The sequence below is a fragment of the Actinoplanes sp. NPDC051411 genome (genome assembly GCF_040682075.1).
Classification (GTDB): domain Bacteria; phylum Actinomycetota; class Actinomycetes; order Mycobacteriales; family Micromonosporaceae; genus Actinoplanes.
Genome location: NZ_JBFBAD010000039.1, coordinates 10,639 through 34,011, shown reverse-complemented (window position 1 = coordinate 34,011; position 23,373 = coordinate 10,639). Strand labels below are relative to the sequence as shown.

At 71.2% G+C, this 23,373-nt stretch carries 24 protein-coding genes; 18 read left to right on the top strand and 6 right to left on the bottom strand.

Annotated elements, in window-relative coordinates:
- The first annotated feature begins 7 nt into the window (after positions 1-7).
- Positions 8-1,456 carry an aldehyde dehydrogenase (NADP(+)) gene (locus AB0M88_RS22330; RefSeq protein WP_364105105.1) on the top strand — a complete coding sequence of 483 codons (1,449 nt, stop codon included), beginning with the start codon at positions 8-10 and terminating at the stop codon, positions 1,454-1,456.
- On the opposite strand, the gene AB0M88_RS22325 is transcribed toward AB0M88_RS22330, so the two are convergent.
- Positions 1,457-1,921: a MarR family transcriptional regulator gene (locus AB0M88_RS22325; protein WP_364105103.1), complete on the bottom strand. Its 465-nt coding sequence runs from the start codon at positions 1,919-1,921 to the stop codon at positions 1,457-1,459.
- Between the two features lie 68 nt (positions 1,922-1,989).
- Between AB0M88_RS22325 and AB0M88_RS22320 the strand changes: the two genes are divergently transcribed.
- The 4 genes from AB0M88_RS22320 (at position 1,990) to AB0M88_RS22305 (ending at position 5,305) form a co-directional block, all read left to right on the top strand.
- Positions 1,990-2,220, top strand: coding sequence for a hexameric tyrosine-coordinated heme protein (locus AB0M88_RS22320; RefSeq protein ID WP_364105101.1), 231 nt, complete (start codon positions 1,990-1,992; stop codon positions 2,218-2,220).
- Positions 2,221-2,223: 3 nt separating this feature from the next.
- A complete protein-coding gene (locus tag AB0M88_RS22315) occupies positions 2,224-3,681 on the top strand; it encodes an amidase (RefSeq protein ID WP_364105099.1) in 1,458 nt (485 codons plus the stop codon).
- Positions 3,682-3,756: 75 nt separating this feature from the next.
- Complete coding sequence (locus AB0M88_RS22310; protein WP_364105097.1) at positions 3,757-4,269, top strand: pyridoxamine 5'-phosphate oxidase family protein; 513 nt, start codon at positions 3,757-3,759, stop codon at positions 4,267-4,269.
- A gap of 10 nt (positions 4,270-4,279) precedes the next feature.
- Complete coding sequence (locus AB0M88_RS22305) at positions 4,280-5,305, top strand: metallophosphoesterase family protein (protein WP_364105095.1); 1,026 nt, start codon at positions 4,280-4,282, stop codon at positions 5,303-5,305.
- Here the strand turns inward: AB0M88_RS22305 and AB0M88_RS22300 are convergent.
- Positions 5,271-6,311: an FAD-dependent oxidoreductase gene (locus AB0M88_RS22300; RefSeq protein WP_364105093.1), complete on the bottom strand. Its 1,041-nt coding sequence runs from the start codon at positions 6,309-6,311 to the stop codon at positions 5,271-5,273. The two genes, AB0M88_RS22305 and AB0M88_RS22300, sit on opposite strands and share 35 nt — an antisense overlap.
- Positions 6,308-6,751: a MarR family transcriptional regulator gene (locus AB0M88_RS22295; RefSeq protein WP_364105091.1), complete on the bottom strand. Its 444-nt coding sequence runs from the start codon at positions 6,749-6,751 to the stop codon at positions 6,308-6,310. Before AB0M88_RS22295 ends, AB0M88_RS22300 begins: the two co-directional genes overlap by 4 nt.
- A 127-nt stretch (positions 6,752-6,878) precedes the next feature.
- Here AB0M88_RS22295 and AB0M88_RS22290 point away from each other — a divergent pair, with 127 nt between their 5' ends.
- The 7 genes from AB0M88_RS22290 to AB0M88_RS22260 all read left to right on the top strand — a co-directional run bounded on the left by AB0M88_RS22290 (position 6,879) and on the right by AB0M88_RS22260 (position 13,613).
- Complete coding sequence (locus tag AB0M88_RS22290) at positions 6,879-8,042, top strand: ROK family protein (protein WP_364105089.1); 1,164 nt, start codon at positions 6,879-6,881, stop codon at positions 8,040-8,042.
- A gap of 124 nt (positions 8,043-8,166) precedes the next feature.
- Positions 8,167-8,655: a flavin reductase family protein gene (locus tag AB0M88_RS22285; RefSeq protein WP_364105087.1), complete on the top strand. Its 489-nt coding sequence runs from the start codon at positions 8,167-8,169 to the stop codon at positions 8,653-8,655.
- Between the two features lie 12 nt (positions 8,656-8,667).
- Complete coding sequence (locus AB0M88_RS22280) at positions 8,668-9,723, top strand: ABC transporter substrate-binding protein (RefSeq protein ID WP_364105085.1); 1,056 nt, start codon at positions 8,668-8,670, stop codon at positions 9,721-9,723.
- Positions 9,720-10,547, top strand: coding sequence for an ABC transporter permease (locus tag AB0M88_RS22275; RefSeq protein ID WP_364105083.1), 828 nt, complete (start codon positions 9,720-9,722; stop codon positions 10,545-10,547). The genes AB0M88_RS22280 and AB0M88_RS22275 overlap by 4 nt, the downstream gene beginning before the upstream one ends.
- A complete protein-coding gene (locus AB0M88_RS22270; protein ID WP_364105081.1) occupies positions 10,523-11,239 on the top strand; it encodes an ATP-binding cassette domain-containing protein in 717 nt (238 codons plus the stop codon). Before AB0M88_RS22275 ends, AB0M88_RS22270 begins: the two co-directional genes overlap by 25 nt.
- On the top strand, positions 11,236-12,579 hold the full coding sequence (locus AB0M88_RS22265; protein WP_364105079.1) for an LLM class flavin-dependent oxidoreductase: 1,344 nt from the start codon (positions 11,236-11,238) through the stop codon (positions 12,577-12,579). The genes AB0M88_RS22270 and AB0M88_RS22265 overlap by 4 nt, the downstream gene beginning before the upstream one ends.
- Entirely contained in the window at positions 12,576-13,613 is a 1,038-nt protein-coding gene (locus AB0M88_RS22260; protein ID WP_364105077.1) for an LLM class flavin-dependent oxidoreductase, read from the top strand. Before AB0M88_RS22265 ends, AB0M88_RS22260 begins: the two co-directional genes overlap by 4 nt.
- 142 nt (positions 13,614-13,755) lie before the next feature.
- Here the strand turns inward: AB0M88_RS22260 and AB0M88_RS22255 are convergent, their stop codons facing one another.
- Together AB0M88_RS22255 and AB0M88_RS22250 are read right to left on the bottom strand one after the other, a co-directional pair.
- Entirely contained in the window at positions 13,756-16,113 is a 2,358-nt protein-coding gene (locus AB0M88_RS22255) for an IPT/TIG domain-containing protein (protein WP_364105075.1), read from the bottom strand.
- A gap of 518 nt (positions 16,114-16,631) precedes the next feature.
- Positions 16,632-17,099, bottom strand: a complete 468-nt coding sequence (locus tag AB0M88_RS22250; RefSeq protein ID WP_364105073.1) for a hypothetical protein — start codon at positions 17,097-17,099, stop codon at positions 16,632-16,634.
- Between the two features lie 163 nt (positions 17,100-17,262).
- Here AB0M88_RS22250 and AB0M88_RS22245 point away from each other — a divergent pair, with 163 nt between their 5' ends.
- The 6 genes from AB0M88_RS22245 (at position 17,263) to AB0M88_RS22220 (ending at position 22,499) form a co-directional block, all read left to right on the top strand.
- A complete protein-coding gene (locus AB0M88_RS22245; protein ID WP_364105071.1) occupies positions 17,263-17,556 on the top strand; it encodes a hypothetical protein in 294 nt (97 codons plus the stop codon).
- A 156-nt stretch (positions 17,557-17,712) separates the two neighbouring features.
- On the top strand, positions 17,713-17,970 hold the full coding sequence (locus AB0M88_RS22240; RefSeq protein WP_364105069.1) for a hypothetical protein: 258 nt from the start codon (positions 17,713-17,715) through the stop codon (positions 17,968-17,970).
- 89 nt (positions 17,971-18,059) lie between these two features.
- Positions 18,060-18,854, top strand: coding sequence for a hypothetical protein (locus AB0M88_RS22235; RefSeq protein WP_364105067.1), 795 nt, complete (start codon positions 18,060-18,062; stop codon positions 18,852-18,854).
- A gap of 351 nt (positions 18,855-19,205) precedes the next feature.
- A complete protein-coding gene (locus tag AB0M88_RS22230) occupies positions 19,206-21,986 on the top strand; it encodes a LamG-like jellyroll fold domain-containing protein (protein WP_364105065.1) in 2,781 nt (926 codons plus the stop codon).
- A gap of 31 nt (positions 21,987-22,017) precedes the next feature.
- Entirely contained in the window at positions 22,018-22,170 is a 153-nt protein-coding gene (locus tag AB0M88_RS22225; protein WP_364105063.1) for a hypothetical protein, read from the top strand.
- Positions 22,171-22,181: 11 nt separating this feature from the next.
- Positions 22,182-22,499: a hypothetical protein gene (locus AB0M88_RS22220; protein WP_364105061.1), complete on the top strand. Its 318-nt coding sequence runs from the start codon at positions 22,182-22,184 to the stop codon at positions 22,497-22,499.
- Positions 22,500-22,592: 93 nt separating this feature from the next.
- On the opposite strand, the gene AB0M88_RS22215 is transcribed toward AB0M88_RS22220, so the two are convergent.
- The coding region (locus AB0M88_RS22215) for a hypothetical protein (RefSeq protein WP_364105059.1) at positions 22,593-23,373 on the bottom strand (781 nt) is incomplete at its 5' end.

Genomic DNA, 23,373 nt, shown 5'->3' with positions numbered 1-23,373 from the left:
GATCCCGATGACCGACAGCATTGCCGCGGTAGCCGCCGCGGCACCCGAATTCGGTTCCACCGAGCCACGCCGGCGTGCGCGGGCACTGGTCGCCGTCGCCGACGCGCTGACCGCGGCGGCCGATGACCTGATTCCGCCGGCCATGGCCGAGACCGGGCTGCCCGAGGGCCGCCTGCGCGGCGAATTGAAGCGGACCACGGTGCAACTCAAGCTTTTCGCCGATGTCGCGGCGGCGGGCGCCTTCCTTGACGTACGCCTGGACGCCGCCGATCCGGACTTCGTCCTCGGGCCGAGGCCGGACCTGCGCCGCTACCTGGTGCCGCTCGGCCCGGTGCTGAACTTCGCGGCGAGCAACTTCCCGTTCGCGTTCTCGGTGGCGGGCGGCGACACCGCGTCGGCACTGGCCGCGGGCTGCCCGGTTCTGGTCAAGGCGCACCCCGGCCACCCGCGCCTGTCCGACCTCACCGCGTCGATCGTGCGTGGGGCCCTTGCCGAAGCGGGGATGCCGGCCGACGCGCTCGGCCTGATCCACGGCCAGGACGAGGGGGTCGCCGCGCTGAAGGACGAGCGGATCGCCGCGGCCAGCTTCACCGGCTCGCTGCGGGCCGGGCGGGCGCTGTTCGACATCGCGGCGGCCCGGCCGAAGCCGATTCCGTTCTACGGCGAGCTGGGCAGCACCAATCCGGTCGTCGTGACCGCGGCCGCCCTCGCCGAGCGGTCCCCGCAGATCGCCGCCGGCTTCGCGGCCAGTGTCACCGGGTCGGCCGGCCAGCTCTGCACCAAGCCCGGCCTGTTGTTCGTACCGGCCGGCGCCGATTTCGCCACCGACGGGTTCGGCGGCGTGGGCCCGCAACGCCTGCTGCACCCCGGCATCACCGAGGGATTCACGCGGCGGCGCGAACAGGTGCTCGGCACCGCGGGGGTGGCCGTCCTCTGCGAGGGCTCGATATCGGGCGACGCGGCCGAGCCGACCCTGGTCGAGACCGACCTCGCGACGTTGCTGGGCCACCGCGACACCCTGGCCGACGAGGCCTTCGGGCCGCTGTCGGTCATCGTGCGCTACGACCCCGCGATGCCGCTGGCGCCGGCCATCGCCGAGCTGGTCGAGGGCTCCCTGACCGCCGGTGTCCACATCGGTTCGGGCGAGGACTCGCCGTGGCTGCGGGAGGTCCTCGGCGTGCTGGGTGACCGGGCCGGCCGCCTGCTCTTCAACGGCTGGCCGACCGGCGTCGCGGTCACCCCGGCGATGCAGCACGGCGGTCCCTGGCCCGCGACGACGAACCCGACCACGACCTCGGTCGGCACCGCCGCGATCGGCCGTTTCCTGCGCCCGGTCACCTACCAGGACTGCCCGGCCGCGCTGCTCCCGCCGCCCTTGCGCGACGACAACCCGTGGCACGTCCCGCAGACCCGTTCGGCCGCCGGCGAGTCGGCCACCTGGGGCAGCCTGGCGTGATCAGGCGCTCTGCGCGGTCGCGAAAGCCGCCAGACCGGCCTGGAGCCGCAGCAGCCGCCGGCGGAGATCGGTCATCTCGGCGCCGCTGAGCCCGGTGGCGGCTTCGACCCGGGCCCGGACGTCGCGCACGGCGTCCTCCAGGCCGGCGCCGGTCGCCGTGAGGTGCAGGCGCACGACCCGCTCGTCGCGGGCGTCCCGGCTCCGGGTCAGGAAGCCCGCCTGCTCGAGTCGTTTGAGCAGCGGCGACAGCGTCGAGGTCTCGAGACCGACCTCGGCGCCGACCTCGGCCACCGTGCTCCCGTCGGCGGCCCAGATCGCGAGCATCACCAGGTATTGCGGGTAGGTGAGACCGAGCGGGGCGAGCAGCACGCGGTAGGCGTTGCCGGCCGCCTTGGACGCCGCGTAGAGGGCGAAGCACAGCTGGTCGCCGAGCAGGGCGTGGTCCTGGTCACTCGTCGTTTCCATCGCGCCAACCTTAGCTCGCGCGATAAGGTCGTACACGATCTAATCGTTTACGACATAAGGAGCCGACCATGGCTGCGACCTGGCTGCCGTCCCTGATCACCGCGACCCCGGAGGAGGGCTTCGAGCTCGCCGTGAAGCTGTCCCGGGTGGCGGTCAAGATGACCCAGCCGTCCGACGAGGTGCGGGCCCGGCTCCGCCCGGTGTATTCCGAGGACCCGGCCGCCCTGATCGCGAGTTCGCAGGTGGTGGCGACCAACTTCCAGACGGTTGCGGCGGCGAACCATTACTGGCAGGTATAGAGCATGACCGACTTCACGTACGCGACCGCCGCCCGCCTGACCGAGGCGATGGACGCGGGCGAGGTGTCCGCCGCCGAGCTCACCTCGGCCGCGATCGCCCGCATCGAAGACCTCGACGGCGACCTCAACGCTCTCTGCGTGCGTGACTTCCAGCGGGCCGAGGACGCCGCCCGGGCCGCCGACGCGGCCCGGGCCCGCGGCGAGAGGCGGCCGCTGCTCGGCGTACCGATGACGGTGAAGGAGTCGTTCGACGTCGCCGGGCTGCCCACGACCTGGGGCGTGCGGGCGTTCAAGGACTTCGTCGCGGCCGGCGACGCCGTCGCGGTCGCCCGGCTCCGGGAGGCCGGGGCGGTGATCCTGGGCAAGACGAACGTGCCGGTCGGCCTCGGTGACTTCCAGAGCTACAACCCGCTCTACGGCACCACGAACAACCCGTGGGACCCCGCGCGCACCCCCGGCGGGTCGTCCGGTGGTTCGGCGGCCGCCCTCGCGGCCGGGTTCGGGGCCCTGTCGATCGGCTCGGACATCGGCGGCTCGCTGCGCGTCCCGGCCCATTTCACCGGGATCTACGCGCACAAGGCCTCAGCCGGCCTCCTTCCGATCCGTGGCCACACGTTCCCGGGGATGCCGCCCCTGGCCTACGAGCGCGACCTGGGCGTCATCGGCCCGATGGCCCGTTCGGCGGCCGACCTCGCGCTGCTGGTCGGCCTGCTGTGCGACCCGGACGAGACCACCCTGGGCATCGCCTACCGGGCCGCGCTGCGGCCGCCCCGCCACGACCGGCTGGCCGACTTCCGGGTGCTGGTGCTCGACTCCCACCCGCTGGTGCCGGTCTCGTCGGAGGTGCGCGCCGCGATCGACGAGCTCGCGGGCCGCCTGGAGACGGCCGGGGTGACCGTGCGGCGGGACAGCCCTCTGTTGCCCGACCAGGCCGAGGTCGCCCGCACCTACATGCGCCTGCTGCAGGCCTCGGTCGCGGCGGGCTATCCGCCCGAGGTCTACCGGTCGGCCGTCGCGGCCGCGGCCCGGTTCGACGACGACGACCGGTCACTGGTCGCCGAGCGTGCCCGCGGTGTGGTGCTGAGCTATCGCGACTGGCTCACGGCCGACGGCGTACGGGCCCGCCATCGCGCCGCATGGCGCGAGTTGTTCGCCGAGTTCGACGTCGTCCTGGCCCCGGTCTTCTCGACCCCGGCGTTCCCGCACGACCAGAGCGCGCACCAATGGGCCCGCGAGCTCTCGATCGACGGCGAGCCGCACGACTACAACGACCAGCTCGCGTGGGCCGGCAACGCGACCGCGGCGGGCCTGCCGGCGACCGCCGTGCCGGTCACCCGAACCGCGGCCGGGCTGCCGGTCGGGGTCCAGCTGATCGGCCCGCTGTTCGAGGACTACACGCCGATCCGCTTCGCCGAGCTGCTGGAACGCGAGTTCGGCGGCTTCGTCGCTCCACCTCTGTGACCCAGGTCACGCCGAGAGGTTGTCGAGGGGACGCGGCCCGGCGCCGTCCCCGGGGCAACCGACGAAGGAGCAGACATGACCGACCACGATGTCACCGCCGAGCTGGCCCAGCCCAAGGCCCGGCACCTGCTGGAGACGGCCACCCTGTGCCGGCTGGCCTACAACGGCGCCGACGGCCTGCCCCGGGTGATCCCGATCGGCTTCCTCTGGAACGGCTCCGCGATCGTCGTGTGCACCGCCACCACCGCGCCCAAGGTGCGGGCGCTCGCCGCCCGGCCCGACGTCGCGATCACGGTCGACGGCGGCGCGACACCGGCCGAGGCCCAGTCGGTCCTGATCCGCGGCCGGGCCACGCTGGAGACCGTCGACGGCATCCCGGAGGAATACCTCCAGGGGACGACCAAGGTGATGGACGCCGCGGCGGCGGCCGAGTTCGAGGGCCTGGTCCGGCAGATGTACCCGCAGATGGTCCGCATCACGATCGAGCCGGCGTGGGCCCGGTTCTTCGACTACGGCGGCGGCCGCATCCCCCGGTTCCTGGCCGAGCTGGCGGAAAAAGCGATGGCGGGCGGCCCCGAGCGTTCCTAGTCTCGGCGGCATGGGTCGGACCGTCGTCGTCGGCGACATACACGGGTGTTTCGACGAGCTGACGGAACTGCTCGCCTCGCTCGACCTGCGCCCGTCCGACCTGCTCGTCGCGGCCGGCGACGTCGTCGATCGAGGGCCGGCCCCCGGCGAGGTGGTCCGGTTCCTGCGGGAAAGACCGAACACCGTGGTGCTCATGGGCAATCACGAGCGCAAGCACGTCCGGGGCATCTTCTCGTACGCGCAGGAGATCACCCGTCTCCAGCTCGGCCCGCGCTACGGCGAGGTCGTCGACTGGATGCGCACCCTCCCCTACCACTTCGAGAACGAACACGTCCGGGTCGTGCACGCGGCCATGCTCTCCGGAATCCCGCTGGCCGCCCAGAAGGAAGAGATCCTGTGCGGCTCGACCAGTGGCGAGAAGGAGCTGGCCGCGCTCTTCCCGCAAGCGCACTGGCAAGAGCATTACACCGACGCCAAGCCGGTCGCGGTCGGCCATCACGTGGTCGGGCCGCCGCCGGTGGTCCTCGACGGCCGGGTCTTCAGCCTCGACACCGGTGCCTGCCACGGCGGCGCCCTGAGCGCCCTGTCGGTGCCCGACTTCACCCTGCACTCGGTGGCCGCCCACGCCGACTACTGGGCGGCGGCCAAGCGCGAGTGGCAGCTGCCGGTGCTCAAGAGCAAGCCGTGGCTCGACTACCCGTGGTCCGAGCTGGCCGCCGCGGTGGCCCGGTTCTCCCGCGACCCGGCCTCGGAGGCGTGGTTGAGGGCGGTCGAGCGGTGGGCGGCCGAGCTGCGGGCCCTGCCGCTGGTCCCGGCGGCTTATCGACTGGCCGCCGAGCTCGACGCCGGCCGGTGGGCCGGGCACCCGGCCGCCCGCTTCCTCTTCCAGACCCGCGACGGCCGCCTCACCGAGGAGACGATGGGCCGCCAGTGCCCGGCGCCCCGGCGAACCATCGAGGTGGCCGAGATGCTCGGCGTGCCCTACCCGGCCTTCGGGACCGTCATGCCGTCACCGTCCGCCGGCCGAGATATCTGACCAGGGCGCCGACCGCCTCGCGGCCGGCCCGGTTGGCGCCGACCGTCGACTGCGACGGCCCGAAGCCGATCAGGTGCACGCGCGGGTCGCTGATGACCTGGGTGCCGGTCAGCTGGATGCCGCCGCGTTCGTTGCGCAACCCCAGCGGGTCCAGGTGCGAGAGGGCGGCCTTGAATCCGGTCGCCCAGAGGATGGCGTCGACCTCGGTGAGTTCCCCGCTTCTCTCGCGTACGCCGAGGGGCTCGATGGCCGTGAACATGGGCCGCCGGTGCAGGGCGCCGCGCTCGCGGGCCGCGACGGCGTACGGCGTCCAGGCCAGATCGGTGTACGAGACGACGCTTCCGGTCGGGTTGCCGGCCTCGACGTCGGCGACCACCTTCGCGATGATCTCGCGGCCGGCCACCTCGGGCTCGAAGTCGCCGGCGCGGAAGTGCGGTTCCCGCCGGGTGTACCAGTAGGTGCGGGCGACCCGGGAGATCTCCTCCAGCTGCTGGACGGCCGAGATGCCGCCGCCGACGACCGCGACCCGCCGGCCCGCGAACTGGTCGAGGGAGACGTAGTCGCGGGTGTGCAGCTGGAGGCCGCGGAAGGTCTCCTGGCCCGGGTAGTGCGGTCGTACCGGGTTGGTCCACGTACCGGTGGCATTGATGATCGCGTCGGCGATCCATTCCCCGGCGCTGGATTCGACGACCAGCCGGCGCCCGGCGTTTCGGACCGCCGAGACCGTGACCGGCCGCCGGATCGGCAGCCGGTTGGCGGCCTCGAAATCGGCGAAGTAGCGGGGAATGGCGGTGCGGCTCGGTTCCGCCGGGTCGAGGGGCGGCTTGGGGAGGCCGGGCAGGTCGAAGATGCCGTTGACGGTCGCCATCCGCAGCGACTCCCACCGGTGGCTCCAGGCACCGCCCGGCGTCGCGCCGGCGTCGAGGATGACGAAGTCGAGCCCGCGCCGCTTCAGGTGATAGCCGGCCGAGAGTCCGGCCTGGCCGCCGCCGATGACGACGATCATGCCGGGCCGGCCTCCCGCAGCAGGGCCGTCGAGAGCTCCCGCAGCGTCTCCAGCTGTTCGCGGCTCAGCGCCCGGGTCATCGCCTCGGTGACGTGCCGGGCGTGCGAGCGGCCGAGCCGCCTCTGGGTCTCCCGGCCCTGATCGGTCAGCACGATCCGGCAGGCGCGGGCGTCGTCCGGGTCGTCGCGCCGCGCGACCAGGCCCCGCTTCTCGAGCCGGGCGACGAGGCGGGAGACCCCGGCCTGGGTGAGCAGGACGTCGTCGATGAGCGCGGTGATCCGCAGACCCTCGGGCGCGGTCGACAGCGCGTAGAGCACGCCGTACTCACGGGGCGGCAGGTCGCCCCAGTCGCCGGCGAACTCGAACTCCCGCGCCAGCGTCGCCTGCGCGCGGAGCATGGCCTCCCAGGCTTCATTGGCGAGCCGTGCCTCGGACCTCATACTTCAAATTTATATGACCGATCATGCTCCGGCGGCCAATGATCCCGGTCACTCCGACCTTTACCGACCGTGAAACGACTCGTTACCGATCGCCGGCCCACGGCCCGGACGGCGTTAGGGTCGCGGAATGACCCGGCGCCGCGACCTGACGCCGGCGACGGCCGGGAAGTCCCGGGACTCGGCCGGGGCGGTGCTGCGGGCGATCCTCGACCACGGACCGGTGGCGCGCAGCTCGGTCGCGCGGGCCACCCGCCTGTCGGCGGCCTCGGTCAGCGGGCTCGTGACGTCACTGGTGCACGAGGGGCTGGTCCGGGAGGTGCCGGAGGCGGCCGGACCGCCGGGGGCCGGGCGGCCGCACGTGCCGGTCGACATCGAGCCGGACGCGGCCGGGGTCATCGGGGTGCACATCGCGGTCCCGCACACCACGGTCGCCCGGCTCGACCTGCGCGGCCGGGTCATCGAGCAGCGACAGGAACCGCACGGGCGGCGAGACCCGGCCGGCGTCCTCGCGGCGCTGAGCAACCGGATCGCCCGGCTGGCGAGCGGCCACCGCATCCTCGGCCTCGGCGTGGCCACCGGCGGCTGGGTCGACGCGGGCAACGGCGTCCTGGTCGAACACCACCTGCTGGGCTGGCACAAGGTTCCGCTCGCGGCGGTGCTGGCCGACGCCACCGGCCTGCCGGTCGGCGTCGACAGCAACTCGCGGGCCCTGCTCAAGGCCGAGCAGCTCTTCGGCGACGCCGCACTCCAGGCGCGCCGCAGCGCCGTGCACCTGTTCGTGGGCAACGTCGTCGACGTCGCCTTCGCCGCGAACGGGGTCGTCCACCGGGGTCCCCGCTCGGCCGCGGGCGCCGTCGCCCACCTGCCGATCGAGGGTTGCGACGCGGTCTGCGCCTGCGGCCGCACCGGCTGCCTCCAGACCGCCGTCTCCGACCGGGCGTTGCTGCGCCGCTCCGGCCAGGCCGACATCCACGCCCTGGTCGACGCGGCCTCGCGGGGCGACGCCGGGGCCATGAATCTGTTGCTGGAACGCGCCCGCCTCGTCGGTCGCGCGGCCGGCCTGCTGCTCGACCTGTTCGATCCCGAGGTTCTGGTGGTCGCGGAGGCCGGCATCAACCGGATGCCCCAGCTTCTCGCCACCCTGTGCGCCGAGGCCGGCCCGGACGCGGCCGCCGTCGTCCGGCGGACCAGTTTTCCGGGCCACGTGCTCGCGTCGGCGGGGGGCGCGGTCGCCCTCGACCGCGTCTATGCCGCACCCCTCACCCCGGTGGAGCACCTCCGCGCCGGGTGACCCGCCTCACCGCTCCCGCACTTAATTCACTCCGGTGCATAGTTGCCTCTAAATCCTATAGCCATAGTATGGATTCAGGTCGGCCGGACATCGAAGCGAGCCGATCGGATGGAGGCAACCGCCCATGACCGCAGTCGCCTGGCAAGTCGATGCCGCCCTGTTCCGGCAGGTCTTCCGCCGGCACGCCGCCGGAGTAGCCGTCGTCACCGTCGACGCCGGACACGGCCCCGCCGGGGTCACCGTCACCTCACTCGCCTCGCTCTCGGCCGAGCCTCCCCTGCTCTCGTTCAGCATCGCCGCGACCGCGTCCACCTGGCCGCACCTGCGCGACGCCGGCAGCGCCGTCGTGCACCTGCTCGGCGCCGGCCACGCCGAACTGGCGCGGACCTTCGCCACCAGCGGCATCGACCGCTTCGCCGCCCCGACCCACTGGGACCGCCTCCCGAGCGGCGAGCCCGTCCTCACCGACGCCGCCGCCTGGCTGCGCATCGCGATCGAGCACCGTCACCCGGCCGGCACCTCGCACCTGGTCATCGGGCGCATCGAGGAGGCCGGGCTCAACGACAGCGGCGGCGCTCTGCTCTACCACGACGGCATCTACCACACCCTGTAACGAAGGAAGCTCATGAGATTTCGCCGATCCACCGCCGGAGCCGCCGTCCTGATAGGCCTGCTGGCCGGGTGTGCGAGCACCGACCCGAAGACCACCCTCGACCTGAGCGCCGCCCTGCCGGAACAGGTCCCGACCGGCACCGTGATCCGGATCGGCGACCCGGCCGTCCAGGCCGACCTCCAGGCCTCCGGCCTCGACAAGGAACTCACCGACGCCGGCGTCCGGGTCGAGTGGGCCAACATCAGCGGCGGCCCGCAGAGCATCCAGGCGTTCCGGGGCAACAAACTCGACTGCAGCGCGGTCGCCGACATCCCGTCGCTGTTCGCGGCCTGGACCGGCACCCCGACGAAGATCGTTTTCCAGGCGGTCACGGTCGATCCGCTCAAGTACCCGACGTACGAGCTCGGCGTCGCCCCGGGCCAGCACGTCGCGTCGCTGGCCGACCTGCGGGGCAAGAAGATCGCGTACAGCGCGGGACAGGCCCAGGGCGCGCTGGTCCTGCGCGTACTGCAGAAGGCCGGGCTGACCCAGAAGGACGTGCAGCTGGTCGACATGACGAGCACGGGTGACACGTACATGACGGCGCTCGGCGGCAAGGCGGTCGACGTGGCGCCGCTCGGCATCCAGCAGGTCGGCGTCTACAAGACGAAATACGCCGGGAGCAGCACCGTCCCGACCGGGATCCGCGACGACGCGTCGACGCTCTACTGCCTGACGAAATCGGTCCAGGATGCCGCCAAGGCGGCGGCTCTCAAGACGTACGTCGGTGTCCGCACCAAGGCGCTCTTGTGGCAGAACGAGCACCCGCAGGAGTACGCCGTGGCGTACCTCGAGGGCAACCAGGGCCTCAGCGCGACCGCCGCGCAGGCCTATCTCAAGGTGCAGGGCAAGGTCGGCATCCCGGCGAGCTGGGACGCCGCCCAGGCGCGGCTGCAGGCGACGGCCGATCTGCTCTCGGCCGAGCAGGACCACAAGAAGCTCGACGTCAGCACGCTCGCCGACCGCCGCTTCGAGTCGGTCGAGGCGGCCGCGGCGGGCTCCCAACTGGTGACCGGTGACGCGTCATGACGCTCACTCTGGAAACCGCGCGTCCCCGCACGACCGAGCGCGTCCTGCGCCGGCGCCTCGGCCCCGGCCGCCGGCACCGGTTCACCTTCTGGATCGGACCGGCCCTCCTGCTCGCGATCTGGTCCATCGGCTCGAAGGCCGGGTTCATCAGCCCGACCGTCCTGACCGCGCCCTGGGACGTGGCGATCGCGTTCAAGACCCAGTGGACCGACCACGACCTGCTCGGCGACATCCTCGCCTCGCTCGGACGGGCCGGCGTCGGCCTGGCGTTCGGGGTGCTCGGCGGCACGGTGCTGGCCGTCGTCTCCGGTCTCTCCCGGCTCGGCGAGGCGCTGATCGACGGGCCGATCCAGATCAAACGGTCGGTGCCCACGCTGGCGCTGATCCCGCTGTTCATCGCCTGGTTCGGCATCGGCCAGGAGATGAAGCTCGTGACGATCGCACTGATCAGCATGATCCCGATCTACGTGAACACCCACAACGGGCTGCGCAGCATCGACGGCAAGTACGCCGAACTGGCCGAGACGATCGGCATCGGGCGGCCCGAGTTCATCCGCCACGTCGTGCTGCCCGGCGCGCTTCCCGGGTTCCTGCTCGGCATGCGGTTCGCGGTCACCTCGGCACTGCTCGGCCTGGTCGTCGTCGAGCAGTACAACGCGACCAGCGGCGTCGGCCACATGATGACGCTCGCCGAGGAGTACGGCCAGACCGACGTCCTCGTGGTGGGCCTGGTCATCTACGGCCTCTTCGGGTTCCTCGCCGACACCGCCGTACGTCTCACCGAGAGGAGGGTCCTCGGATGGCGCCGCACCCTGGAGGGCTGATCACCGAGCCGGCGGTTCGCGTCCGCGATCTGCACCGCAGCTTCAACCGCAACGGCGGCGTCCTCAACGGACTCGACCTGGACATCGCGGCGGGCGAATTCGTGGCGCTGATCGGGCGCTCGGGCACCGGGAAGAGCACGCTGCTGCGCGCCCTGGCCGGCCTCGACCGCGACGTCGCCGGCAGCGGCCGGATCGTCGTGCCGGAGGCGGTCTCGGTCGTCTTCCAGGACTCCCGGCTGCTGCCGTGGAAGCGGGTGCTCGACAACGTGGTCTTCGGCCTGCGGGCCAAGGACGCGGTCGAACGCGGCCGGCTGGCCCTCGACGAGGTCGGCCTGGCCGGCCGCGAGCGGGCGTGGCCCTACCAACTGTCCGGCGGCGAGCAGCAACGCGCATCGCTCGCGCGCTCCCTCGTCCGCGAACCCCAGCTGCTGCTGGCCGACGAGCCGTTCGGCGCGCTGGACGCCCTGACCCGCATCCGCATGCACGCGCTGCTGCGCAAGCTCTGCGAGGCGCACAAGCCGGCCGTACTGCTGGTGACCCACGACGTCGACGAGGCGATCGAGCTCGCCGACCGCGTGATTCTGCTGGACGGCGGCGTGGTGCGCGCCGACGTCCAGGTGGACCGCTCGCCCGCCGAACTGCGGGCCTTCCTGCTGGATCAGCTGGGCGTCAACGAGGAGAACCGCCGATGAGGCAACTGCACTTCAACCTGTTCCTGCACGACACCGGCCACCACGAGGCGTCGTGGCGGCTGCCCGAGTCGGACCCGCACGCCAACCTCTCCCTCGCCGCCCACCAGCACCTCGCCCGGGTGGCCGAGGACGCCAAGTTCGACTCGGTCTTCCTGGCCGACAGCCCGGTGCTGTGGAGCGACCCCGGGCGGCGGCCGGCGGGCAAGCTCGAACCGACGCTGCTGCTGGCCGCCCTGGTGGCGACCACGAGCCGGATCGGCCTGATCGCGACCGCCTCGACGTCCTACAACGAGCCCTACAACCTGGCCCGCCGGTTCGCCTCCCTCGACCACCTGAGCGGCGGCCGGGCCGGCTGGAACATCGTCACCACCGCCGGGCCCGGCGCCGCCCGCAACTTCGGCCTCGACGACCAGCCGCTGCACCGGGCCCGCTACGAACGGGCCGACGAGTTTCTGGAGGTCTCGACGAAACTCTGGGACAGCTGGGCCGACGACGCGGTCGTCGCCGACAAGGAGTCGGGCATCCACGCCCGCGCCGACCGGGTGCGCGGCATCCAGCACCGCGGCCCGTTCTTCCGGGTCGACGGCGCGCTCAACCTGCCCCGCTCACCGCAGGCCCATCCCCTGCTGGTGCAGGCGGGCTCGTCGGAGGACGGCCGCGGTTTCGCGGCGAAGTGGGCCGAGGCCGTCTTCACCGCGCAGCCGACCCTTTCCGAGAGCCAGGCCTTCTACGCCGACCTCAAACGCCGGGCCGCGGCGGCCGGGCGCGACCCCGACCACGTCGTGATTCTTCCCGGCATCGTGCCGGTCCTCGGTGACACCCCGGCCGAGGCGCGGGAACTCGAGGCCGAGCTCGACCGGCTGATCGCGCCGCAATACGCCCTGGCCACCATCGCCAGCACCCTGGGTGTCGACCCCTCCTATCTGCATCTGGACAAACCCCTGCCGGCGGACCTGCCGGACGAGGACCAGATCGAGGGCGCGAAGAGCCGCCGCACGCTCATCGTCGACTGGGCCCGAAGGGAGAACCTGACGGTCCGCGAGCTGATCGGAAAACTCGGCGGTGGCCGCGGCCACCGCACCTTCACCGGTACGCCGGTGCAGGTCGCCGACACGATCCAGCACTACTTCGAGAACGGGGCGGCCGACGGGTTCAACATCATGCCCGCCGTCCTCCCGTCGGGCATCGAGGCGTTCGCGGGCAAGGTGGTGCCGATCCTGCAGGAGCGCGGCCTGTTCCGGACCGAATACACGGGCACCACGCTGCGCGAGCACTACGGCCTGCCCCGTCCGGCCCCGGCCCCGGCTCCGGCTTCGGCTCTGGAAGGTGCCAGCCGATGAGGTTCCTCTGGTACATCCCGAACACGGTCGAGCCCGGCCACCGCGGCGACGACGCCGTCCCCGGGTACGGCACCCTCGACCACAGCGTGGAACTGGCCCGGCTCGCCGAGGAGCACGGGTGGGAGGGCGCCCTGATCGGCACCGGCTGGGGGCGGCCGGACACGTTCACGGTCGCCACCGCGCTGGCCGCCCGCACGACCACGTTCAAGCCGCTCGTGGCGGTCCGGCCGGGCTACTGGCAGCCGGCCCACTTCGCCAGCTCGGCGGCCACCCTCGACCACCTCAGCGGCGGCCGGCTGCTCGTCAACATCGTCAGCGGGCAGGACGATCTGGCCGCGTACGGCGACGTCGAGGGCGATCAGACCGAGCGGTACGCCCGTACCAAGGAGTTCATGCGCCTGGTCCGTCGCTTGTGGACATCGGAGCACGTCACCTTCGAGGGCTCGCACTTCCGCGTCGCCGACTCCACTGTGGTCCCCCGCCCGCACGGCACCGGCCCGCGACTCTATTTCGGGGGCGCCTCGGCGGCCGCGGAGAAGGTCGCGGCCACCGAGGCCGACGTCCAGCTGTTCTGGGGTGAATCGCTCGACGGGGTGGCCGACCGCATCGACCGCCTGCGCCGCCTCAGTTCTGACCTGGACCGCGACCTGCCACCCCTGGAGTTCGGCCTGCGCATCACCACGCTGGTCCGCGACACCTCCGAGGAAGCCTGGCGCGACGCCGAGGCCAAGGTAGCGGCGATGACCTCCCCTCCCGACGCTTTCCGCCGGCGAAGGCCCGCAGTCGGCCAGCAGCGCCTGCTCGACCTGGGCCACCGCGGCGACGTGCTCGACAGCTGCCTCTACACCGCGCCCGGCCGCCACGGCGGCGGCGGCGCGGGCACGACCTGGCTGGTCGGCTCGCCCGACGAGGTCGCGGCGGCACTGCGCAAGTACGCCGACCTCGGCATCGACCACTTCATCCTCTCCGACACGCCCTACCGGACGGAGACAGCCCGGGTCGGCGACGCCCTGATCGGCCGCCTGATCAGCTGATGCGGGCGCTCCAGTGGTTGTTCGCGCTGTTCCCGGGCGTTCCTTCCTTCGGTCCCGAGCCGAAGGCCCTGCCGCACCGGGCGGCAGGGCCTTGGTTGTATCGCCGCGTGGGTGTCGCCGGCGGGTTGCCTGCGGCGGATCGTCAGAAGGCGGCGACCGTGAAGGCGGAGCTGCTGGTGACATCGGTCTGGGTGTACGTCGGGTCGTTGTCGGCCGCGTCCGGGGCGCCGTTGCTGACGACGACCAGGTTGTACGAGCCATCCGGCACCGGCGAAGCGGCATAGAGCGATCCGCTGACCGGGTGGTTCACCGGCAGTGTGCCCGTGACGCCGCCACCTGCGGACGGCGCGGAAAGCACGGCGCTGGTGCCCGCATTCACGGACGTGATGGTGGTGCCGGCCGGGATGCCGATGCTGTTAGCGCCGATGATCCCGGCCACGTCGGTGGATGCCACGTTGGAGGTGCTGATGGTGGTCGAGCCGTCGGTGGCCACGACGTTGGTCAGGTTGGTGATCGTGCTGGCGGTGGCTGGCGTGGACAGGGTGGCCGAGGCGCCGCCGGGTGCGACCGCTAGGACCGTAGTGCCATTGGGGATGCCGGTGGCGGTGGTGCTGCTGAAGACGCGGCCGATGTCGGCGCGGGTGAAGGCGCCGGATGAGGTGGTCACCGTGGTGCTGCCGGTCGTGGTGGTCAGCGAGCCGGTGAACTGGTGCACCGCGACGTTGTTGCCGATGGTCGCGGTGAAGGCCGAGGTCGAGGTGGCGATCGCGGGCGCGGAGATGTCCGCCTTGTAGGGGCTCCGGACCGCGGTAAGGATGCTGCCGGCCGGGATGTCGGTGTTCGAGGTCTGCACGATGGGCTGTCCGACGTCGTTCATGCTGAACTTGCCAGCGGCTGAGGTGATTGTTCGGCTGCCGGCCACCGAGGAGACGTCGGTGGTCAGCGTGTTCGTGTAGGTGGTGGAGTCGAAGTAGCCGGTGCCGGTCGTGTTGAGCCGTCGGTTGAGCTGCAGCGTGCAGACCAGTTCCTGGTCGCTGATCGGCAGCACGTTGCCGCACTCGGCTACCGGCCCGTTCGCCCGGCTGCCGCCGCCCGCGTCGGATCCGTTGTAGACGCCGTTGACCAGGAACACCCGGCCGGCGGTGCCGCTGGTCCCGAAGTTGATGCCCATGAAGCCGGTGCCCTGTACGTCCACGTCGACCGTGGGCGCGGTGCTGGGTGCGGTGTTGGGGCTGATGGTTATCGGGTTAAGGAACGCGTACGCCCCTGGTAGCGCCTTCGTACCGGCTGAGGTACTGACCACGAGCGTCTGGCCGGCCCCGGCCGCGTGCTGCGGGGCGGTGGCCGTGAACGCCTTGTCGCTGATCGGCTGGATGTTGGTGAGGGCAGCGCCGCCCAGCGTGGCGGTGATCCGGCTCGGATCGGTCGGGAAGTCCGTACCGGTCACGGTGATCGTGTTGCCGCCGGCGGCCGGTCCAGCCGCGGGCTGGATCCCGGTCGGGTTCGCGACGATCCCGGCCAGGTAGGACGCGGTGCCCAGCAGTTGGCTGGTCGTCGAGGTGCCGGCGTAGAAGCAGACCGAGTACGGCGTGGGCTGTCCCTGGTTGATCGGGAGCGGCGGGAGGGTCACCGCCGCCCGGCTCGTGGTCAGCCGCCGTACGGCCGCCGGCGGCAGCGGCATCGGCGACACCGAACCGATCGGCGCGGTGGAGTACATCCCCGGACAGCCGCCGCCCATGCCCACCAGCAACACGGCCGGTGTGGTCACACCGGACAGGAATGCGGTGGGCGCGCTGGCGGTGACGCCGTTGCTGGTGAGGTAGGACCCGGCCGCTGGGGTGAGACCGACGTTGTTGACCATGTACGAGTTGAACGACAGCAACGCGCCGTTGGCGGACGAGCCGTCATAGAGGCAGAGGTTGTACATGGTCTGCGCGGGACCGTTGGCTGATACGACGCCGGGCGGGACGGTGATGCTCACCTGCGTGCTCGACAGCTGCTTCACGGCGGTGACCGTGAGGCCGGCCGCATTGTTGACGCCGAGCGTGGCGTTGCAGGACGAGGTGCTGAAGACCGCGGCCACCGAAGTGAGCCCGGCGAACAGCGGCTGGTTCTGATTCGCGGTGACGGTGATCTGGGCGCCGCCTCCGCTGAGCCCGGCATTACTGCTGAGCATAGGTACGGTTCCGACGTAGACGGTCGCGGCGCCCTGCAGGTTGCTCGTGCCCGCGACACTGCCCTCGTAGACGCAGGCGTAATAGGGCTTGACCGTGCCGTTGGTACCGCCCACCGGCCCGGCGGGCACCGTGAACGCGACCGAGGTGGCGGTGCGGCTGGTGACCGTCGCGGTCCACGGGCCGGTAGCACCGCCCGGGGCGGTGAACTTCGCGGCGCACTGCGTGAGTGACAGCTGCACGGCGGCGGAAGCGGCGTTGTAGCTGCCCTGCGGGTCATTGATCACGGCGTTACCGCCGGCCTGGACGACGGACGGTCCGACCATTGCGGCGGCATATGCGGCGGCTTGTGGTCCGACAATTCCGGCCGCGACGATCGCGCCGCAGATAAGCCCGGCGCCGTTCAGCCGGGCCCGTTTTGTTGCTCGAAGTGAGGACATGCGAGGTCCCTTGCTGTCGAAAAAGGGGTGAAAGCCTGGCTGGAGAATAACGCCGCAATTGCCACTATGTAGACGAATCGGAGAGGCGGCCGCCGAAGGGCAACCTCAGGTGGGTGCTACTAACGTGGCTGCCCAAAATGACCGGTGCGCTGGGCGAATGCTGGTGGGTCAGCGGCGACGGAGCCTTCACCCGGGTAGAAGGTTCGACGGGACCCTTGCTCGTCTTCGCCGCCCCGCGCTTCGCTGGCAGCGCTGCTAGCTGAATCGTCTGAGTAGATGCGGTCCGCACCGCCGTCGATCGACGTTGCGGGGAACCTCCCCGTTCCGCGGTGACTCGCGAGGATCACATCAGTGCGAAGCCGCGTGCGATCCAGAGGTTGTTTCGGGAAGCGCGCGCAAAACGGTCAGATGACGGTGTCGGCGAGGGTCTCCGGGGCGAACAGGTCGGCCGCGGCGAGAGGGCGGTCGATAAGGCCCTGGGAGTGGGCATACCGAATGACCGTTTCCAAGGTGTCGGAGTTGCCCGGCAGCCCGTACGTCCAATAGCGGTCGCCGAACACCCGCTGCGCATGTTCCACATTGGCCGCCAGCCACGGCAGCATGTAGCGCAGCGCCGCCGTCTCGGCCATGCCGTCGAGCGCGATCTGCCGCGCCCGTCCGACCGTGCCGCCGGCCAGGGAAGACGGATCGGAAACCTCAGAATCGACGGGCACATAGATGCCGCTGTGCCGAAACGACCGCGACGGAAACACCGGAATGGCGACGAACGGGCCGGACAGCGCGCCCGAAACCAGGTAACTGCCCAGCGACAACTCGGCCGCGTCGAATTCGCGGAAGCGGGCCATCCGGAAGAAGATCTCCTCGACCGGCATCGGCAGGCAGGTCAGTTCGAGGCCGTTCGGCCGCACCGTGCCGTCTATCAGCGGCCGGGTGCGGTCATAGTCGCCACACGCCAACGAAAGCCTCATCCGACCCTGGAGTTCGGCCTGCGCGGTCGGCCAGCAGCGCCTGCTCGACCTGGGCGAACGCGGCGACGTGCTCGACAGCTGCCTCTACACCGCGCCCGGCCGCCACGGCGGCGGCGGAGCGGGCACGACCTGGCTGGTCGGCTCGCCCGACGAGGTCGCGGCGGCACTGCGCAAGTACGCCGACCTCGGCATCGACCACTTCATACTCTCCGACACGCCCTACCGGGAGGAGACAGCCCGCCCTGATCGGCCGCCTGAACAGCTGATGTGGGCCCTCCAGTTTGTTGGCGAGGGTCAGCCGCGGGCACTGCCGGCTGCTCCCGGACGGAGATTGTTGCCGGCTGGGCGACCAATGTCATGAACGTGCTGGCCAGCCCCGGCGCCGCGCAGGCCACCGCCGTGGACAGCATCGTTCCGGGTGCTGCCGAGTGAGGTGGTCCTGCCGATTGCCGGGTTCGCGGCAAGCCGGGTGAGCCCGACCTGATCGCGGTGATCGTGTGGACCCACGGTGGGGTCGGTGGCCGAGTCGCTGGTCGTCGGCCTGATCGTGGTCCGGCCTGATCGTCCGCGGCGCGCGGATCCGGCTCGGCCTGGTGCGCTGGGCGCGCGACCGAGGCTCGTCGGGCTACTCGGTGGGGTTCTCCTGCTGCTGGTGGGGCTACGGCGTCGTCATCGCCGTCCGGGCGTTGTGGTCGTGGTCGCAGGGCGCCCCGATGTCGACTCGCTGACCGACACCAACCAGCGCGGCTGCGGCAACGACAACCCGTATAACTGACACCAACCGCTCCTCCGGGCTGCCGCCGTGCCATGGCGAGGCGGCCCGGAGCTTCGCTCTCTCGAGGAATGCCTGTGCCGCATACCCGGATGCCTTACTGGTCGCTCCCGCTGAGCGCCCGCGACGCCATCGAGCGCGAGGTCGGCGCGGTCACCTCAGCATCGTCACTCGGAACCGGGCTCAACAGTTCGGTCGCGGCCATCATTCGGACGCAGCAGGGCCGCTACTTCATCAAGGCCCTTCCGGCCGATCACCGCTGGGTGTGGACCCAGCGCCGCGAGGCCGAGATCGCCCCCTACGTCACCGAGTTCGCACCAGCCCTCGTCAGCCGCGTGGTACACAGCGGCTGGGACGTTCTGATCTTCGAAGCACTGGGCGGCACGCCGGCAAGCTACCGGCCTGGCTCGACCCATCTGGGCCTCGTGGGCGAACTGCTGACGAAGCTCGGCGACACTCCCTGCCCGGCGATCGAGTTGCGCGAGGCGCCACTTCGCCTTCAGGCGTACGCCGAGGACAGCGAACTTCACTACTTCACGGGCCAGGCGCTGTTGCACACCGACCTGAACAACGCGAACGTCATTGTCGAGAACGATCAGGCCCGGCTGGTTGACTGGGGCTGGGCGACACGCGGTGCGCCCTGGCTGGACGCGGCGTACTGGGTCATCTGGCTCATCGCCGCCGGAGACGACCCCGCCGCTGCCGAGGACCTCGCGGCGACCGTCCCTTCCTGGCAGCAGGCAACCGCCGACGGCATTGACGCGTTCGCCGCAGCCAACGCACGCGTTTGGACGGAGATCGGCGGTACCGAGCCCGACTCGTTCACCAAGCCGCTGCTTGAGGCGGCAAAACGGTGGGCACAATACCGGACGCGGCAGCTCCGGTAGTTCCGTGATTCCGGCAAAGCCAGTCCGACGGCGGCGACGACCTCGCCCGCGATGTGTCCCCACTGCGCCGTCCGTGTGACTGCGGTGGGTGGGATGGGCGCGGATCGAGCAGCGCCACACCGGCTGCGCCGGCGGCCGGAACCCGGCCCGTGCACGTCGTACCGCCCGCCCGGCGCCGTCCCAAGCGGCCACCACTCGCGGGTCCGCGTGTTCTTCACGCTTGCCGGGACCGAACAGGTACCGCAGCAATCCGCTGATCCGCGCGCCGCCCCGATTGACATGACTCAATACGCGTCCTACCGTGCAAGGAAAACGTTTTCCTTGCTGCCGGTTGCGGACGGGGGTACGGGCGTGCGACGCGATATCCGACGGGCCACCAGCGTGGCCGGCTTACTGATCATGGCGATGGCGGCCGCGATTGCCCGCACCGGACCGGTACAGGCTGTCGCGGCGGACAAGCGGCCCCCGATGGTGCTGGCGGTCGACCTGTCGAAACCGATCAAGCCGGTCGATCAAGCCGCCTCCGGGTCCCTCTACGGCATCGCCGATGAGGGTTGGCCGGCCGACCACTGGATCGCCGGAATCAAGCCGAAGATGTTCACCCAGCCGCCGCCCGGTGCCACACACCAGCCCAACGGAGAGCCCGCCCCGGTCGGCGACACGCTGAAGGTGTGGCCGGTCGCCAAGCGCAACGGCGCCACCGTCACCATTCGCCTGCCCGACATCTTCCCCAGCTTCCCCTACGTCTGGCAGGGCGACGACTACTGGTACAGCCAGGTCGAGCGGATGGTCCGGGCGCGCGTCGCCTCCGGCGCCGACAACATCTACGGGTACGAGATCTGGAACGAGCCGCAGTGGACCTGGAACCCCGCCTGGGGTGACTTCAACGAGATGTGGGCCCGGACGTACCGGTTGATCCGGTCGCTCGACCCCGGCACGCCGATCATCGGCCCCAGCTACGACCGGGACTACGAGGTCGGCCTGCGCCCGTTCCTGACCGCCGCGATCGCCTCCGGCACCGTGCCGGACATCGTCTCCTGGCACGAACTGGGCCCGATGACCGGCCTGCAGGTGGAGACCCACGTCCAGCAGTACCGGGCGCTGGAGAAGGAACTCGGCGTCGGCCCCCTGCCGATCAGCATCAACGAGTACGGCTCACCGCGCGACGCCGGCGTGCCGGGCTGGCTCACCCGCTTCGTCGCCAAGCTGGAACGGGCCAAGGTGGACACGGCCGACCTCGCGTTCTGGCACAAGCCCGGCCGCCTCGGCGACCTGCTGGTGCCCGAGGGCGGCGGCTCCGGCCCGGCGTACGAGGCCGACCCGACCGGCAACTACTGGCTCTACAAGTGGTACGGCGACATGACCGGCGACATGGTCACGGTCACCCCGCCCGCGCCCACCGCGCGCTACATCGAGGTCGGCACGCCGGTCCCGGCGGAGGCGACCCGCATCGCGGGCCGCGAGGGCACCGCCATCCCGCTCAACGGCGACGCACCCAACCAGTACGTCTCGATGCCGGCCGGAGTCCTGAAAGGCGTCGGTGACTTCACCGTCTCCGCCTGGGTCAACCTGCGGTCCGTCGCGGACTGGGCCCGCATCTTCGACTTCGGCACCGGCACCGCCGTGAACATGTTCCTCACCCCGCGGGCGGGCGGCGCCGGACTGCGCTTCTCGATCAACGCCGGCGGCGTCGAGCAGCAGATCAACGGGACCGCGCCGCTGCCGACCGGCTGGACCCACGTCGCGGTGACCAAATCGGGCACCACCGGCACGCTCTACGTGAACGGCGAGCCGGCCGGCACGAACCCGAACATGACGCTCGGCCCGTCCGACCTGAACGGCGGCGACACCACCAACAACTGGATCGGCAAGTCGCAGTACGCCGACCCGCTTCTGGACGCGACCGTCGACGACTTCAACATCTACGACCACGCGCTCTCCAGCGCGCAACTGCGGGACCTGATGACCACCCCGGGCGTCGGCAACGTTCTGTCGTACCACTTCGACGAGGCGCCCGGGACCACGGTGCCGGACGCGTCCGGCAACGGCCGGGACGGCACGGTCACCACCGGCGTCACGGGCGTCGATCAGCTGCCCGCGCCGGACGGCTTCGCCAGCGTCGACCGGCACGACCGGACCGCCCGGGTGGTCTTCGGCGGCGGCTCGGGCGACCTGCAGTTGAAGGTCGGCGGCCTGGGCTTCGGCGGTCGTGCGAGCGTTCAGGTCTACGCCACCGAGTGGACCGGCACGGACGGTGTCTCCGCCGGCCCGGTACCGGTCTTCGGTGGCACGTACCGGGTCCACGACGGCGCCATCTCGGTGCCGGTGCAGGACATAGACGAGACGACCGCGTACCTCGCGGTCATCCGGCCGGCGACCGGTCCGGTCCTCCCCGGCCCGCGCCACGAGGCCACCGGTGGTCGAAGCCACACCAGCCCGCTCGCGTCGGAGAACGCGTACGTCACCGGCGACGAATTCACCTTCACCGTCCGTGCGCCCCAGGCGGGCGCCTACGACCTTGCCATCCGCTACACCGGCGGCGGCGTCGAGGGCACCATCGCGGGCAAGGCCGTCGCTTTCCCCGCCACCGGCGGCTTCGCGACCGTACCGACCACGGCGGTGCTGCGGCGCGGCATCAACACCATCAAAGTCAAGATCCACGGAGGTACGCTCGGGCTCGACTATCTCCAGGTGACACCGTTCCGTGAGCGGGTGCAGGCGGAGAGCGGCCAATGGACGGACGCCAACCTCGTCCGCATCAACATGGACGAGAGCAACTTCTTCGCCCCGTACGTGTCGGGCAACGCGTACGTCGCCGACTTCGCGAAACCGACCAGCACGCTGCGCCTTCCGATCACGGTGCCGGCCGCCGGCCGATACCGGCTGAAGGTCGGCTACTCGACCGCCGGGACGGAGGAGGAACGGCGGGCGCAGACCAAGGCCGGTCAACTGGTACGGGTAGGCGACGGCCCATGGCAACAGATCTCCTTCGACCCGACCCAATTCCGCGAACTCATCCGGCAGACCACCGTCACGGTGAACCTGCCGGCCGGGACGTCCACACTGACCTTCACCAAGGCGGACCAGCCCGGCACGGTCGACCTGGACTACGTCGACGTCCTGCTCGGCTGAATCTGGCGGCCGCGCCGGGCATGCCCTCGACTTGGCGGAGCTGGACCGGGCGGTCGAGGCGGCGGTCACCAATGCGATCAAACACTCCGGCGCCGCGCGGATCGCGGTGCGGGCGGCGCCGGAACCGGGTTTCCACCCGCCGTTCCACCCGCGGGTGGATGTCGTGGACGGGGGCCGCCCCTAGCGTCGGGACCCATGAGCATCGCGATCGACCTGGTCGTGCTGGCCCTGCTGGTCCGCGCCCAGATCCGGCCCCGGCGGTTGGCGGGCTTCACTCTGCCGCTGGTTCTGATCGTGCTCGGCGCCGCGGAGTTAGGGGCGTCTCTGCTCGGCGGCACCGAGCCGCTCAAGCGGTTCGTCAAGGGCAGCAGCCGTTCCATGCCGTCGCCGACGGCCGGACGACCGATTCTGGCGTCAGGGGAACGCCGTCACGCTCGTGTTGTGGGCGGCTTCGCTCGGCGCCCACCTGCTCTACGACGCGGTGGCGGCCCCGGGGCATCGACCGCAGCGTGACGTTCGGCGACTTCGGTACGGCCGCCGGACTGCTGTGCTTCGGCGTCTCCCTGGTCATCCAAAGACTGTTCCTGGGCGCGCGCACGTCGCGGGTCAGATGACGGTGTCGGCGAGGGTCTCGGGGGCGAAGAGGTCCGCGGCCGCGAGAGGCTTGTCGATGAGGCCCTGGGCGTGGGCATATCCCGCCAGCGTCGACAGCGTGACCGCATTGCCCGGCAGCCCGTAGGTCCAGTAGCTGTCGCCGAACACCCGCTGCGCATGCTCCACATTGGCCGCCAGCCACGGCAGCATGTAGCGCAGCGCCGCCGTCTCGGCCATCCCGTCGAGCGCGATCTGCCGCGCCCGCACGAAGGCGTCCATCAGCGAGCGGGCGATCCACCGGTCCCGCTCGTAGATTTCCCGGCGGATCACCACCACGTGCATGACCGGGAAGATGCCGGTGTCGCGCCAGTACTGCTCCTCGACCGCCGGGAAGTCGGGGAACAGGCGGCGGGCGCGGCCCTCGACGTAGGCCCGGGGCGTACGCGGAGTGTAAAGCGCATCGATCGCACCGGCCGCGAGCAGGTCGGAAAGGGTTTCGCCCGCGCCGATCGGCGCGATGTCGATCGACGGCGGCAACGACACCGCCAGCTTTTCCGGGCGCCCGGCCGCGTGCAGCCCGCCCGTCCGATAGCGCACCGCGTCGACCGGCAAACCGTGCCGGTCGGCCAGAATCCCGCGGATCCAGATGTTGGCGGTCAGCTGATATTCCGCCAGTCCGACCGTGCCGCCGGCCAGCGAAGACGGATCGGAAACCTCAGAATCGACGGGCACATAGATGCCGCTGTGCCGAAACGACCGCGACGGAAACACCGGAATGGCGACGAACGGGCCG